17 protein-coding genes are annotated in these 14,862 nt (G+C 37.6%); 14 read left to right on the top strand and 3 right to left on the bottom strand.

Annotated features, from left to right (window positions below):
* Nucleotides 1-228: 228 nt before the first annotated feature.
* From rpsO to IGL93_RS12110, 8 genes are all read left to right on the top strand, one after another.
* Entirely contained in the window at nt 229-498 is a 270-nt protein-coding gene (gene rpsO / locus IGL93_RS12145; protein WP_002354983.1) for a 30S ribosomal protein S15, read from the top strand.
* 186 nt (nt 499-684) lie between these two features.
* A complete protein-coding gene (gene pnp, locus IGL93_RS12140; protein WP_002367402.1) occupies nt 685-2,799 on the top strand; it encodes a polyribonucleotide nucleotidyltransferase in 2,115 nt (704 codons plus the stop codon).
* 181 nt (nt 2,800-2,980) lie between these two features.
* Complete coding sequence (mreC, locus tag IGL93_RS12135; protein ID WP_002383273.1) at nt 2,981-3,841, top strand: rod shape-determining protein MreC; 861 nt, start codon at nt 2,981-2,983, stop codon at nt 3,839-3,841.
* Nucleotides 3,838-4,347 carry a rod shape-determining protein MreD gene (gene mreD, locus IGL93_RS12130; RefSeq protein ID WP_002354987.1) on the top strand — a complete coding sequence of 170 codons (510 nt, stop codon included), beginning with the start codon at nt 3,838-3,840 and terminating at the stop codon, nt 4,345-4,347. The genes mreC and mreD overlap by 4 nt, the downstream gene beginning before the upstream one ends.
* 331 nt (nt 4,348-4,678) lie before the next feature.
* Complete coding sequence (locus tag IGL93_RS12125) at nt 4,679-6,100, top strand: CHAP domain-containing protein (protein ID WP_025192717.1); 1,422 nt, start codon at nt 4,679-4,681, stop codon at nt 6,098-6,100.
* Nucleotides 6,101-6,277: 177 nt separating this feature from the next.
* Nucleotides 6,278-6,847 carry a TetR/AcrR family transcriptional regulator gene (locus IGL93_RS12120; protein WP_002354991.1) on the top strand — a complete coding sequence of 190 codons (570 nt, stop codon included), beginning with the start codon at nt 6,278-6,280 and terminating at the stop codon, nt 6,845-6,847.
* A gap of 40 nt (nt 6,848-6,887) precedes the next feature.
* Nucleotides 6,888-7,358, top strand: coding sequence for a low molecular weight protein-tyrosine-phosphatase (locus IGL93_RS12115; RefSeq protein ID WP_002378799.1), 471 nt, complete (start codon nt 6,888-6,890; stop codon nt 7,356-7,358).
* Between the two features lie 88 nt (nt 7,359-7,446).
* The gene (locus IGL93_RS12110; RefSeq protein WP_002385239.1) at nt 7,447-7,677 is read left to right on the top strand and encodes a hypothetical protein; all 231 of its coding nucleotides are present in this window, start codon (nt 7,447-7,449) and stop codon (nt 7,675-7,677) included.
* Nucleotides 7,678-7,724: 47 nt separating this feature from the next.
* Here the strand turns inward: IGL93_RS12110 and IGL93_RS12105 are convergent, their stop codons facing one another.
* Nucleotides 7,725-8,459 carry a class A sortase gene (locus tag IGL93_RS12105; RefSeq protein ID WP_002354994.1) on the bottom strand — a complete coding sequence of 245 codons (735 nt, stop codon included), beginning with the start codon at nt 8,457-8,459 and terminating at the stop codon, nt 7,725-7,727.
* A 233-nt stretch (nt 8,460-8,692) separates the two neighbouring features.
* Here IGL93_RS12105 and IGL93_RS12100 point away from each other — a divergent pair, with 233 nt between their 5' ends.
* From IGL93_RS12100 to thiT, 3 genes are all read left to right on the top strand, one after another.
* Nucleotides 8,693-9,478 carry a hypothetical protein gene (locus tag IGL93_RS12100; RefSeq protein WP_002354996.1) on the top strand — a complete coding sequence of 262 codons (786 nt, stop codon included), beginning with the start codon at nt 8,693-8,695 and terminating at the stop codon, nt 9,476-9,478.
* A 76-nt stretch (nt 9,479-9,554) separates the two neighbouring features.
* Nucleotides 9,555-10,208 (top strand): PepSY domain-containing protein, encoded by a 654-nt coding sequence (locus IGL93_RS12095; RefSeq protein WP_016618475.1) that lies wholly within the window; start codon nt 9,555-9,557, stop codon nt 10,206-10,208.
* Between the two features lie 162 nt (nt 10,209-10,370).
* Complete coding sequence (gene thiT, locus IGL93_RS12090; RefSeq protein WP_002354998.1) at nt 10,371-10,946, top strand: energy-coupled thiamine transporter ThiT; 576 nt, start codon at nt 10,371-10,373, stop codon at nt 10,944-10,946.
* 118 nt (nt 10,947-11,064) lie between these two features.
* Here the strand turns inward: thiT and IGL93_RS12085 are convergent, their stop codons facing one another.
* Nucleotides 11,065-11,427 carry a hypothetical protein gene (locus tag IGL93_RS12085; protein WP_002354999.1) on the bottom strand — a complete coding sequence of 121 codons (363 nt, stop codon included), beginning with the start codon at nt 11,425-11,427 and terminating at the stop codon, nt 11,065-11,067.
* Between the two features lie 216 nt (nt 11,428-11,643).
* On the opposite strand from IGL93_RS12085, the gene IGL93_RS12080 reads away from it, so the two are divergent.
* Both IGL93_RS12080 and IGL93_RS12075 read left to right on the top strand, forming a co-directional pair.
* The gene (locus IGL93_RS12080; RefSeq protein WP_002355000.1) at nt 11,644-12,420 is read left to right on the top strand and encodes a peptidase C39 family protein; all 777 of its coding nucleotides are present in this window, start codon (nt 11,644-11,646) and stop codon (nt 12,418-12,420) included.
* A gap of 76 nt (nt 12,421-12,496) precedes the next feature.
* Nucleotides 12,497-13,048, top strand: a complete 552-nt coding sequence (locus tag IGL93_RS12075; protein WP_010713735.1) for a DNA-3-methyladenine glycosylase I — start codon at nt 12,497-12,499, stop codon at nt 13,046-13,048.
* Nucleotides 13,049-13,116: 68 nt separating this feature from the next.
* On the opposite strand, the gene IGL93_RS12070 is transcribed toward IGL93_RS12075, so the two are convergent.
* Complete coding sequence (locus IGL93_RS12070; protein WP_002365331.1) at nt 13,117-13,869, bottom strand: MurR/RpiR family transcriptional regulator; 753 nt, start codon at nt 13,867-13,869, stop codon at nt 13,117-13,119.
* A 143-nt stretch (nt 13,870-14,012) separates the two neighbouring features.
* Between IGL93_RS12070 and IGL93_RS12065 the strand changes: the two genes are divergently transcribed.
* Nucleotides 14,013-14,828: a carbohydrate deacetylase gene (locus IGL93_RS12065; RefSeq protein ID WP_016617012.1), complete on the top strand. Its 816-nt coding sequence runs from the start codon at nt 14,013-14,015 to the stop codon at nt 14,826-14,828.
* Nucleotides 14,829-14,862 lie beyond the last annotated feature (34 nt).

The raw sequence follows: 14,862 nt of genomic DNA, 5'->3' as shown, positions 1-14,862 counted from the left end.
GCGCTGAAATAATCAGTTGTTTACCACCATTTAGTGTATCACAAAATCACTAAAAAAGGGGCTAGATTGTTTAAAAAAACTATCGAATAATAGAGATTAAGCTTGCATTTTAGCGGTGTTTCCTGTAAAGTAAGCTTGTGTGGAAACACACCATCTATCACTTGGTTTAGCGAGTCACCAACGCTTCACTCAGTGATCAGACGAATAATAGAGAAAGAGGTGGAACAAATGGCAATTTCACAAGAAAGAAAAAACGAAATCATTAAAGAATACGCACGTCATGAAGGAGATACTGGTTCTCCAGAAGTACAAATTGCTGTCTTAACTGAAGACATTAACCAATTGAACGAACATGCGCGTACACACAAAAAAGATCACCATTCTTACCGTGGTTTAATGAAAAAAATCGGTCACCGTCGTAACTTGTTAGCTTACTTACGTAAAACTGACATCCAACGTTACCGCGAATTGATCCAACGTTTAGGATTACGTCGTTAATCATTACGTATAAAGCGAGGTTCAATCAGAATCTCGCTTTTTATCTTATTGTCACTATTGAAGGTCCTCTTTGGAAAGTTTTTAGGAACTACTAACCAAATGAAAGAGCAGCAACGACTTGTTACTTTTTCATTTGTTTAGTAGCCGTCTGACTTTTCCAAAGAGCAAGAGTAAAGGAGAAGAATTATGACAGAAAAACAAGTCTTTAAAACAACTTGGGGCGGCCGCCCACTAGAAGTAGAAATCGGCCAATTAGCCAAACAAGCCAATGGAGCTGTCTTAGTACGTTACGGCGATACGGTCGTTTTAAGTGCTGCTGTTGCCTCTAAAGAAGCAAAAGATGTAGACTTTTTCCCATTAACTGTAAACTATGAAGAAAAAATGTATGCGGTAGGAAAAATTCCTGGCGGCTTCATTAAACGTGAAGGTCGTCCAAGTGAACGTGCGACATTAACCGCTCGTTTAATCGACCGTCCTATTCGTCCAATGTTCTCAGAAGGCTTCCGTAACGAAGTTCAAATCACGAATATCGTTATGAGTGTGGATCAAGATTGTACACCAGAAATGGCTGCAATGTTTGGGTCTTCCTTAGCGTTAGCAATTTCAGATATTCCATTTGACGGACCAATTGCTGGCGTTGACGTTGGTCGTATTAATGGCGAATATGTCTTAAACCCAACGGTAGAACAAGCAGAACAAACAGATATTGAATTAACTGTTGCTGGAACAAAAGAAGCCATCAACATGGTTGAAAGTGGTGCCAAAGAAGTATCAGAAGAAGATATGTTAGGTGCCTTACTTTTCGGTTTTGATGCCATCAAAGAACTAGTGGCGTTCCAAGAAGAAATCGTTGCCGCTGTAGGTAAACCAAAGATGGACGTGGACTTATTACAAGTGGACGCTGATCTTAAAAAAGAAATTTTTGATGCGTACTACAATACAATGAAAACAGCCGTAATGACGGAAGAAAAATTAGCACGTGAAGTTGAAATTGACAAAGTAAAAGATACAGTCAAAGAAGTTTACGCTGAAAAATTTGCGGAACACGAAGAAGAAGCACAATTACTAAAAGAAGTGAAACAAATTGCGGAAGATCTTGAAAAAGATGTTGTACGTGAGTTAATCACGATCGATAAGATTCGCCCGGATGGCCGTAAATTAGACGAAATTCGTCATTTATCATCAGAAGTAAGTATTTTACCACGTGTGCATGGTTCTGGCTTATTTACTCGGGGTCAAACACAAGCTTTATCCGTTTGTACATTAGCGCCTTTAGGGGAACATCAAATTATCGATGGGTTGGGTGTCCAAGATAGCAAACGTTTCATCCATCATTATAACTTCCCACAATTCTCTGTTGGTTCAACAGGACGCGCGGGCTCACCAGGTCGTCGTGAAATCGGTCACGGTGCGTTAGGTGAACGTGCCTTAGCACAAATTATTCCATCAGAAGAAGACTTCCCTTACACAATCCGCTTAGTAGCAGAAGTGTTAGAATCAAATGGTTCTTCTTCACAAGCAAGTATTTGCGCGGGAACATTAGCATTAATGGATGCGGGTGTGCCAATTAAAGCGCCAGTTGCAGGTATTGCAATGGGTCTTGTTAGTGATGGCGAAAACTATACAATCTTAACAGATATTCAAGGTTTAGAAGACCACCTTGGCGATATGGACTTTAAAGTAGCAGGAACGAAAGACGGAATCACTGCTTTACAAATGGACATCAAAATCCAAGGAATTACAGAACAAATTTTAACGGAAGCATTAGACCAAGCGAAGAAAGCACGGATGGAAATTCTAGAAGAATTAACAACAACGATTGCTGCCCCTCGTGAAGAATTAAGTCAATATGCACCGAAAATTGAAATGATTCAAATTAAACCAGCGAAAATTAAAGATGTCATTGGTAAAGGTGGCGAAACAATCAACAGCATCATTGATGAAACTGGTGTTAAGATTGATATCGATCAAGACGGTAACGTAAGTATTGCTTCATCAGATGCTGAAATGATTAAAAAAGCCATCAAGATTATTGAAGAATTAACCAAAGAAGTCGAAGTCGGTCAAGTTTACTTAGCAAAAGTTGTCCGCATTGAAAAATTTGGTGCGTTTGTTAACCTAATTAAAGGCAAAGATGGCTTGATCCATATTTCTCAATTAGCAAACGAACGTGTGAACAACGTTGAAGATGTCGTGAAATTAGGCGACGAAGTCCTTGTCAAAGTAACTGAAATTGACAAACAAGGCCGTGTCAACGTGTCAAGAAAAGCATTATTAAACGAAGAAAACAAAGAAAAATAATTTCTTTTTAAACCAACGAAAACCAAGGAAGCTTCCTTTCTTTTCGTTGGTTTTTTCGTTGAAAACAAGCCCTAAAAAAGAAATGATAAAAAAAGCTAAAGACGATCGCCAACTCTTTTGTTTATAGTCAATTAGTGGTAAAATTAATACTATCAGTCTGAAGAATATCTGGGGTGTCTTTGTGAAAAAATTTAATCCAAATAAAAATATAATCATTACCTTAATTTTAGTCATTATTTTAGTAACCATTATTAGTTTAACTGCTGCGCAACGTTCTGAAAAAGGCAAAACCAATGTCGTTCAAGGTGGCGTCAATAATAGCGTTAGTATGGTGGATCGTGTAATTTCTTTTCCAGCTCGTGTGGTGGAAAACGGCTTGTCTTCAATGGGCAATTTAATTAACACGTTTAAAGAAAACGAACGTCTAAAAGAAAAAATTGATAGCTATAATGAATTAGCTGTCCAAAACAATAACTATAAACGTGAAATTGATAGTTTAAAACAAGAATTGAATCTGAACGAAACGTTGGCCAACTATGAAAAAGTAACTGCGAATGTCATTACGCGTTCGCCGGATACTTGGCAAGACTTATTAATTATCGATAAAGGAACCAATGACGGCATTGAAGCGGGCATGGCGGTCATGGCGCAAAAAGGGTTAGTGGGGCGTGTCATTGAAGTCAATGCAACGACTGCAAAAGTGGAACTACTAACGTCTAAAAATGTCAACTCGAACCATTTCCCTGTGCGAGTAACTTCCGCAAATGGCGAATCGTTTGGTTTACTTAAAAATTACGACAATAAGACAAATGCATTAATTGTGTCACAATTAACTGGCGATGCCACGCTGAAAGAAGGCGATGTCGTTCAGACTTCTGGCTTAGGGGGTAATTCACCAGCCGATTTAGCGGTAGGAACAGTTATTAAAGTGAAACCAGATAGTTTTGGTTTAGATCGTGAAGTCTATGTGAAACCTTATGCGGATGTCTATGGTATCTCCGTTGTGACGGTCGTGAAAAGATCGGCAGGGGAAAGCGAATGATTCGGAAAGAGTATTTAAAATACGTCACACCTATCCTCTTGTTTTTCTTAATGTTAATTGACGCTCATTTAACAAAGTCTTTTGAAACGTGGACAAGTAATGTTTACTTCGCCAGTTCTCATCTGCTATTACTTGCGTTTATGTTTGCCGTTCCTAATTTTTCTAAACGTTATTTATTAATTACTTCGTTAATTTTAGGCTTTATTTGCGATAGCTACTACATTGGCATTATCGGGATTTATACAGTCGCACTGACGCTTTCGGTTATGTTGATGTATACATTTAAAGAAGTAATTCAAACAAATTTACTAACTGGTTTTTTTGGGATCGTTATTTTTACCACGTTGTATGAACTGATTGCGGTACTGATTCAAGTGGCCTTTCATTTAGCGGATGTCAGCCCGATTTTATTTATTACACGTGTGTTGGGCCCTACATTGCTATTGAACATGGTGTGGTATGTTATTTTATCTTATCCACTGAAAAAACTGTTTTCCGTAAAATAAAAATTGAAAATTTTGTTCGTTTGCGAAAAATGCTCATTTGTTAGCATTTTTCGCTTTTTTTATTTTCTTTAAATAACAAAACGATGAGAAGCTTACCCTGGAGCCTTGAAGAAAGTTGTGAAAAAAGTGAAGCTTTTTTTTGTCATTTACAAGAAGAAAATTGAAATATTACTGTAACATCCATATTATCTCAGTGACATACAGCTATGCTACAATTGCTCTATCGTTGAAAAAGAGAAATTTATTCAAATTTTAATAAATAATAAAAAAGCTTAACAAAAAAGGATTTTCGGAGGACAACAGATTGAAGAAAAGTGTATTATCGGCTCTAATGGTATGTTCCATTACCTTAACAAGCGTAGCGTTGCCATCCGCAGCATTTGCAGATGAATACGATACAAAGATTCAACAACAAGATCAAAAAATTAATGCGTTAACTAGCCAAATGTCAGATGCAGAAGCAAAAGTTGCCGCTATTGAAAATGATATGGTTGAAACGGCCAAACAAATCGATACATTAACAGCTAAAAAGAACAAGCTATCATCAGAAGTATCTAAATTATATAGTGAAATTTCTGATTTGAATGTCCGTATTCAAAAACGTGAAGTACAAATGACAAAACAAGCACGCGATGTCCAAGTGAATGGTCAAAGTGATTCAATTATTGATGCTGTCTTAGATGCAGATTCAGTAGCAGATGCAATTGGTCGCGTTCAAGCGGTCTCAACAATGATGAGCGCCAACAATGAATTACTAGAACAACAAAAAGAAGACAAAGCGACTGTTGAAAAGAAAACAAAGAATGTAGAAAAACAAATTGCTGAATTAGAAGCAGCAACAAAAGAATTAAATGACAAAACAGAATCATTAAAAACATTGAAGATCCAACAAGAAGTGGCTAAAAATGATTTAGAAGCACAACGTTCTGAAGAACAAGGGAAAAAAGACGGCTTCATTAAACAGAAAAAAGAAGCGGAAAAACGTTTAGCAGAAGAACAAGCACGCCAACGTGCAGCTGCTAAAAAAGCAGAAGAACAAGCGGCAGCGCAAGCACAAGCCGCAGCACAAAAAGCGGCAGCAGAGCAAGCGAAAGCAACAAAAGCAGCCAATGAGGCAGCAGCATCAGCCGCTGAAGAAAAAGCCGCAACACCAGCAGTAGAATCATCAACAACTACTGAAAGTACCACAACGCAAGAAACAACAACTTCAAGTACTGAAACAGAAAGTGTTGTAACAACACCTGTGGCAGCAGCACCTGAAAAAGAAAAAGAAGTTCCTGTAACTAACCCAACGACTCCTGAAAAAGGTAATGAAGCAAAACCAGGGAATGGTGGCGTGACTTCAGGAAAACAAGCCGCAATTAATGCAGCTTTAGCAGATGTTGGTAATTCTTATGCAACAGGTTGGAATCAACCAGGTGAATGTTTAGTATCTGTTCGTCGCTGGTTAGCGGCAGGCGGTATTAACTTCGGTTATGGTGGTCCAAACAGTGGCTATGTTGCTTCTGGCGCAACACAAGTTAGCTGGAGTAACGTACAACCAGGCGATGTTGTTCAATATGAAAGTGCCTATAGTCCAGATAGCTGGATTGGTGGCGTGCATACTGTCTTAGTTACAGGTGTAAGTGGTGGAAGTGTCCAAATCGTTGAAGCGAACAACCCAGGAGGTTCTGGTTATGTTTCTTCTAACTCTAACTGGTCACCAGCACCACCAGCAGGATTCCGCGCTGTTGTATGGCGTTTTCCAGGCTAAATAGTCATCTATTAATAATTGATAACAAGGAGTGGTAACTAACAAAAATCGTTAGTTGCCGCTTTTTTTATTCATTTAATTTTAAATATATGCATAAAATGTATCTGAAAATATTGTAATCTGGCCGTTTTTTTGCAATTATAGAGGTATATACATATTAGGAGCGGAGGAATCAGCATGAGCGGAACGCACGATACAAAACAAGCAATCGCTTCAGCTTTAATAGAATTATGTGAACAAAAGGATTTTCGTAAAATAAGTGTCCAAGATATTACCAAAAAAGTGGGCTTGAATCGTCAAACATTTTATTATCACTTTACAGATAAATATGATTTATTACGTTGGATTTATCGTCACGATGCATTGATTTACTTAGAAACAGATATTTGTTTGGAAAACTGGGAGGAACAAGCCCTGAAGTTATTAAAAGCGATTAAAGAGAAGAGTCATTTTTACTATACAACGGTGACCTCAGATTCAGAAGTTCTTCTTAATGTTTTTTCCGCTTCGACCAATCGCTTATTTATTTCATTATTTGAACAAGTCGATGTTGAGAACCATTTAACAGATAAAGACAAACAATTTTATGCGAATTTCTTTTCCTATGGATGTAGCGGCGTCTTAACGAAATGGATTCTTGAGGAATATCCTCAGACTCCTTTGGAAATGGCGACGCAATTATTCCGTTTAGCGAAAGATACAGAATTTATGGCTTATCATTTGTATGAACAAGAAGCCAATGAGTAATGTGTGAAGGATAAAAAGTTTTATGAAGGAGTGAAACGTTGTGGTAACTGTGTTATTTGTTTGTTTAGGCAATATTTGTCGTTCGCCAATGGCAGAAGCGATTTTTCGTCAGAAAGTCCAACAAGCTGGTTTAGAATCGACTATTCAAGTATTTTCAGCAGCTACTAGTCACTGGGAAGTTGGCAGTCAGCCACATAAGGGAACCAGAAAAATTTTGGAGCAACAAGGAATTTCCTATCAAGGAATGCGGGCGACACAAATTCAGCCAAGTGATTTTAAAAAATATGACTATATCATTGGGATGGATGCGAATAATGTGGCAGATTTAAAAGCATTAGCTCCTCAAGAAGAGCAACGGAGGATTCATTTATTTATGGAAGTTGTGGCTGGTAAAGAAACCATGGACGTACCTGATCCTTATTATACTGGTGATTTTGAGGAAACTTACCGCTTAGTGGAAGCAGGTACCTCAGAATGGTTGAAAAAAATAAAAGCACAGCTGAAAGATTAGGACTATAGTCCGATAGTACTTTCTGTTTCCCCTTGGTACAATAGTGTTAACAAATTGTTCAGGGAAAAAGAGACAGGAGGGAAGTAAGATGAACAGTAGTTATTTATCCTATGTTTTTGAATTGAGTTTGTATTATTTATTGTTGATAATGAGTCTGCCGCTAGTGTATGCTGTCACGTATCATTTATCTTTTAGTAGTATGTATACAAGTGAATGGTTAATGATCTCTGTTTTCTTATCTCCGTTAGTTTTATTATTTGCAGGTATCCGTTATGGTTTTGCTCGTTTGAAACAGCAAGAACGCCAAGTGATGAAATAAAGCAAAAAATCCTTGAAAAGTGTCAAAACTTTTCAAGGATTTTTTTATTAAGCCACCCAATCGGCTAAAGTTTTTTGCTCCAATTGGAAAGCCTTCAACATATCGTCGTTGGCGTCTTTAATAGGCGTCGTTGCTGCTAATGTTCCTTGAACAGCAATTCGCGTCGTTGCTTGTAAATCGCCACAGGTAATTAAGGTAATCATATTTTGACCAGGAACGTCATCAATTAACTCAACACGGGTTGGTTCGATTTTTTCTACAGAAGTTATTTTGTATGTATAAACAGTAGATAAATCAGTGATATAAATGAGTTCGTCTTTTTTGGTTCTTTCTAAAGGTGAAAATAAGGAAACGCCATCTTCCGTTCGATGACTAGCCAAGGCATAATTGTTTTTCCCCATGACTTGATCTTCTTTCATGGTTCCCGCACCAGTTAATAAAGCGACATTTGACAATCCTTTAAAAATAGGCAAATTAATTTCGACACTTGGTATCGCAATGGCACCAATCACAGGTAAGTTTTTGTTTTCAAATTGGGCTTTCATCACCGCTTCTGTGCTCAAGGACTCAACTGAATCAAAGTCAAACGTTGTTTCACGAGCCATATTTTTCTTCACATCAGCTGGTTTCAACTTGCTAACGGCGTACGAGCGGCTATTTTGTTGAACCACCCAACTACGTATCTGATTGTTAAAAATTAAGGCCAAGCCAATGATAAATAGTAAAACTAATAAGCTGTTGATTAACCAATTTTTTCCTCTTTTTTTCTCTTTTGGGCGCATATTCTCCCTCCTTTTAATGTATCAAGTTTACCACAATTTATTTGAAAAACCTATTTATTTTCTTTGGGGAATAGGTAAGCTAGCTGGACCTTGATTTAATAAAAAACAACTGAACCGATTGATTTTTCAAAAAAATCCTCATTTTGTAATGGAATTTTAAAGTAAAAGAAACAAGCTTTTCTTTTGAAAATATTGTAAAATGGTAAGGAGGCTAGTAGAGGGGAGATGGGAATTTGCTTGATTTAATTTATGTACATATAGATGTAACCAGCAATGCGGTTTTATCTAAAGGAATTACCCATTCCGATTTTGTTCGTTCAATTGTGCATCATCCACAGAACTTACTATTATTAGATCCTTCTGCCGAAGCTGGCGAATACGATATGCATTCAGGTTTGAAAATTATTCGTGGAGAAGAAAGCGTCAATCGCTATTTTCAATCGCTACAACGTCGTTGGATGACTGAAGAAATTAAATGGATTGACTTTTCCGATGTGACGATGCTAAAAGAGCTAACGCCATTAGAAATTTCGGAACTTCTTTATTTTGGACACATGAAGAATAGTTTGCATTCGCCTTTCTTTTATAAGCTACAAAATGATTTTGTCTTTTTTGAATTTGCAGATCAGATGACGCGTGTCTATTATCGTTATATTGATGAATTTTATCGAATCTTTGCTGATAAAATTACACGTGTTGTTTTAGAAAAAGTGAATCAGAAAAAGGCCTTCTTTAAACGAAATACGCCTGTCGAAAAATTAAGTCCTGAATTACTTAAAAATATGAAAGGTATCTTGCAAGAAGGTGTTATTTTTTGCTTCCAACAAACGGAAGTGGATAAAGAAGAATATCGGATTCCTATTTACTTGGTGGAAGATTCACTTAGCAAGATGAAAAATACCTCTTACCAAAAAGAAGAAATTTTGGCAACGCTTGTCTATAATAGTGAAAAACGCATTTGGCACATTGAACAAGAGAATGATTTCGGTGAAATTTTTATGTTAGCCCATGAAGGCTGAGAGAGCTCTAACTTTATCAACTAAAGTAGGGCTCTTTTTGTAGCTATGATTTGAATGAGAAATCAAGTATAATAAAATGATAAAAAGGAAAGAAGGTTGTTTAATGAAAAAAATACTCTATGGCGCTCTGACTGGCTTGGCACTCTTTTTGGTAGCTGGCTGTACACCCAAAACGCCTACTGCTGTTTCATCAACAAATGAACAAAAAGAAACAGCAATATCAACTAGTGAAATAAGTTCATCCGTACAACAAGAAGCAACGACGACATCAGAGAAGACAAGCGCGGTAGCTGTCTCTTTAGAAAAAGTAACGACAGCATTTGAGAAAAAATATCCAGAAGCTAAAATAACAAGTCTGCAGTTAGATACAGATTTTGGACGTTATTTTTATGAAATAGAAGGCGTGGATCAGCAAAAAGAATATCAAGTTGAAGTGAACGCAGAGACAGGCGAATTCACAAAAGAAAAAGTCGAAACCTTGGATGCCGATGAACAAAATGGCGTTAAAATGCAAGAAGAGGCACTTGATTTAACAAATATCATTTCCAGAGAACAAGCCACAACCTTGGCTGAAAAAGAAGCGAAAGTCGGCCAGGCAACAGATTGGAAGTTAGAGAAAGAATTAGGAATCACCTATTGGGAAGTGAAAGTGAAAGAAGGGCAACAAAAAATAGAGGTAAAAATCGATGCTCATTCTGGTAAAATTTTGACAACTGAGCGGGACGATTAATGGATAAAAAGTAGCTGGCATGCGTTTGAGTAGGAGCTGATTCCCTTAAACGTTGGTCCAGCTATTTTTTGCTTGTTCGACAAACGTGTTTTTCTAAAGTCCCTATGGTAAAATAACGATGTATTAGTGGTTGAGAGCGTCAGAACATAGGAGGAAATTTGTTTGGCTAGAAAAATGGATTTACGTATTTGGGTAGAAGGAACAGTCGTCGCAGCAATGGCAATGGCCCTCTCTTTTTTACCGATTGAATTTGCCAATAGTGGCTTGGACCTATCGTTGGGAATGGTCCCATTAGTTCTTTATTCGTTTCGTCGTGGGTTGCTTCCTGGAGTTGCAGCAGGCTTTGTTTGGGGCATGTTAAATATTATTCTCGGTACAGCCATGAAAAATTTCTTGTCCGTTCCACAGATTATTTTTGAATATCCCTTTGCTTTTGCGTTTGGAGGAATGGGTGGCGTATTCGCTAGAAAAATTCAACTGTATTTTCAAGCGAATCGCTTAAAATCAGCCATTCGTACAATTATTTTAGGAAGTGTTGTCGCAGTCTTCGCCCGTTGGTTTTGGCATTTTTGGGCGGGCGTATTGGTTTGGGGCATGTATGCACCAGAAGGGATGAGCCCATACCTCTATTCTTTTGTACTAAACGGTACGAGTACCGTCGTCAATTGTTTGTATGTAAGTCTAGTTCTAGGCTTATTGGCAAAAGTAGCACCGCAATTATTTGTTCCTAAGAAATAAGTTGAGTCCTAAGTCAGAAGTTTCATGGGATTTTGACTAAAGTCATAAATAAAAAAACCACCAACCTGCAATCGCCAGGGTTGGTGGTTTCCATTTATTTTATAAAGACTTCAATATTCTAGTGAATTTGACGTTGGTGACGATTGGCTAACGTGCTGACTTTCATGACAGAAGCAACAGGAATCATGCGCAACTGTTGTTCATCCGTTTGTAAACGAACAACGATATTGTCCGAAATATTTTTTGAGACAATCCAGCCGATCACCGTTTCGAATTTATGCGCTGTAGGGACTTCTTTCAATTGTAAGACCACTAAGGATTTTTGGGCGGCAGCGACTTGGAGCTCTTGTAAAAGCGCACTGCGTTCCTTTTCTTTATTCTTTTGATCTTGAGAATCTTCTAAAAATGCCGAAAAGAAATGTTGGGAAGAGAGCGTAATCAGTTTAGAAATGCTCTTGATGGTAGCTTTATGTTGATCCATTCTTCTGCCTCCTTTACGAATAAAATAGAATAAAACTCAAATGACTAATTACCTGTATTTTACCTAATTTTGTGATAAAATTCAAGAAAATATGTTCGCCTTCAATAATTATGAGAATTTACCAACGTTTCTGTTTTTCGAAAAAGAAAGTAGTATAATGTGTGAGCATATAAGAAATACATAAGATTATCGGATGTAGTCAATAGATAGAAAAGGATGAATAGTATGTCAAAAAAACCATCAGGTTACCAAAAAAAAGTTCTCACGGTGTTGTTGGTATCGTTTGGCTTTGGCGGGTTGTTAGCGCAGTTTTCGCCGATGAAATCAGGTGGGTTTTCAAGTTGGTTTGATGATTCATATGTCAAAGCTAGTGCTGAATCAAGTAAAACAAAAGAACCAGCACCAGTTAAAATTGAGAAAAAAGTCAAACCTTTAAGCTATGGACAACAGGTCAATCAAGAAATTGAAAAGAAGCAATATAATGGACATCTGGATTTGCCGTTAGAATTGCAGACAGATGCTAAATGGAAAGACACCGCATACGGATTTGGCAATGTGGATAAGCCGAATACAATCGAAATTAATGGCTGTGCGATTGTGTCGCTTGCAATGGTTGGTTCATACATGGATCACCAAGAAGTTACCCCTCTGGATGTGTTAGCTTGGGCAAAAAATGACTTCTTTATGGAAGGACAAGGGACGGCGTGGTCTATTTTTAGTGCATATGCTGAAATGAAAGGCTATAACTGTCAAGAAATTGGGGATATTGAAACAGTGGCAGCTTTCTTGAAGGAAGGTCATCCAGTCATTATTTCTGTAAAACCGGGCTATTTCACTACAACTGGTCACATTATGGTGATGAGTGGTGTGGATGAAAAAGGCGATTTCTGGATTAATGATCCAAACGATTCAGAAGAAAAGGGCCATTCAAAACGGACATTTACAGCCGAAGAAGTGATGAATGAAGCGTTAAACTTCTGGGCATTTTATTAGGAATAAGAAAAGGTGTGGAACAACAGGCAGTACCCTTTGTTCGCATCTTTTTTAGCAAATAAAAGGAGGCAGGACAATGGAGCGATGTACTTGGGCAACGGATACAACTGAAGAGATGCAAGCCTATCATGATGATGAATGGGGACGTCCAGTTCATGAAGAGCAACAGTTATTTGAGTTATTGACCTTGGAAAGTATGCAAGCGGGCTTAAGCTGGGCGATTATTTTGAATAAACGAGAAACGCTTAGAGCAGCTTATGATGCGTTTGATTATCGGAAAATTGCGCGATATGATGAGGAAAAAATTTTAGCTTTACTAGCAAATCCTGGTGTGATTCGTCATCGTTTAAAAATTCAAGCGACCATTACGAATGCGCAAGTTTTTCAAGAAATTCAGGCAGAATTTGGCTCCTTTGATCGCTACCTCTGGAACTTTGTCGATCAGCAACCAATCGTTAATCACTGGCAGCACCCAGAAGAGGTTCCAGCCTCCACGGAATTATCGCAACAGATTAGTCGAGCGTTAAAAAAACGAGGATTTAAATTTTTAGGTGCCACGACAGTCTATTCCTTTTTACAGGCGGCGGGATTGGTGAATGATCATTTAGAAACGTGTCAGTATAAATAAGTATAGAAGAATTAAAAAGGAAGGAACTAGCAAAACGAATGGCTAGTTCCTTCCTTTTTTTGCAGTGATTATGGACACTCATTTAACATCGTTGAAACAGTTTTCGCCAACTTTTCTATTAAGAATAGTGCAGGTAGTTGGGACGTTACGTCTGCAATGGAACTTTTCTCGGTTGTTATATAGTAGGGGATCGTGACTGTTGAAAGTTGAGCAATCGTGCTTTTTTCACTATTTGTAATAGCAATTACATCAATCCCCATTTCGATAAAATAATCAATATTTTGCCGAACTTTTTGTGTTTCACCCGAAACTGATAAGGCGATAACACCCACTTTTTTAGCCGTTTCTTCGGATAATTTGCTAACGGGATGGGAAAAAAGGTGGGATACAGAAGCAGATAAATTGTAGATACTGGAAAAATAAATTTCACCAAATTCAGCTAGGACTTTGGACGTTCCTTCGCCAATAAAAAGAACAAATTCTTTTTTTGCCAGCAATTCCGCAGCTTGAACAATCCGTCCTTCTAATAATTCTTCTGATGAGCGTTGCAAAAAATGAATCAGCATTGTTTCATCTAAAGATTTTGGTTGGGCTGTTTTTTTTCGTTCGCTTAGATAATTCTTCAATTTAAATTTAAAATCTGTATAGCCTTCACACTCGAATTTTTGACAAAAACGCCAGATTGCCGTTTTACTGAAATGAATTTCATCTGCTAATTCTCGAATTGTCATATAAGGAACTTTTTCAATATTGTGGCTAATATACTTGTAAATCTCTAATTCTGTTGGATTTAATTGTGGATCATAGGTTAAAAACAGCATGCTGATCCCTCCTGTCATTTGTGAACGTAATGTCCTTTTTTAGGGACATGGTCTTATTTGTAGATTATAGCACTCAATCAGAAAACTAGCTATAAAAAAAGGCGTCACTTAGCTACAATCAATAGAGAAACAACTAAAAATTCATGAAACAGAAGAGAGAGTGGGGAAAAATGAGCAATAAAAAATTAATTATCAACGCTGATGATTTTGGTTACACGCCAGCGGTAACGCAAGGAATCATTGAAGCACACAAACGTGGCGTGGTTACTTCAACAACCGCATTACCAACTTCTCCTTATTTTTTAGAGGCCATGGAGAGTGCTCGAATCAGTGCACCGACTTTAGCTATTGGTGTCCATTTAACATTGACATTGAACCAAGCAAAACCTATTTTACCTCGAGAAATGGTTCCTTCCTTAGTAGATGAAGCTGGTTATTTTTGGCATCAATCGATTTTTGAAGAAAAAGTCAATTTAGAAGAGGTTTATAACGAATGGGATGCTCAAATTATTTCATTTATGAAAAGTGGCAGACGCCCTGATCATATTGATTCTCATCATAACGTTCACGGAAAAAATAAAAAGTTATTAGGCGTAGCTTTGGCACTTGCTCGCAAATATCAATTACCTTTACGTAACGCTTCAAGAAGTATTGAAACAAAAGACTATTTAGAGTTATATCAGGATGTTCGCACGCCAGATGAAATGTTGTACCAATTTTATGACAAGGCGATTTCAACTGAAACCATCTTGCAATTGCTTGATATGGTTGTTTGTAGTGAAGGAGAGGTCTTTGAAATCAATTGTCATCCTGCGTTTATCGATACTATTTTACAAAAGCAATCAGGGTATTGTATGCCTCGAATTCGTGAAGTGGAAATATTAACGTCTCAAGAAGTCAAAGAAGCGATTGAAGAACGCGGCATCTTGTTAGCCAATTATGAATCGCTAGCAATGTAAATCAAAGAAGCGTGAATAGCGTGTGAGTAAGTTC

The sequence above is a fragment of the Enterococcus sp. DIV1328a genome (genome assembly GCF_050536905.1).
Classification (GTDB): domain Bacteria; phylum Bacillota; class Bacilli; order Lactobacillales; family Enterococcaceae; genus Enterococcus; species Enterococcus faecalis.
Note: the sequence above shows the minus strand (reverse complement) of the source record. Positions and strands in the feature narration are given on the sequence as shown.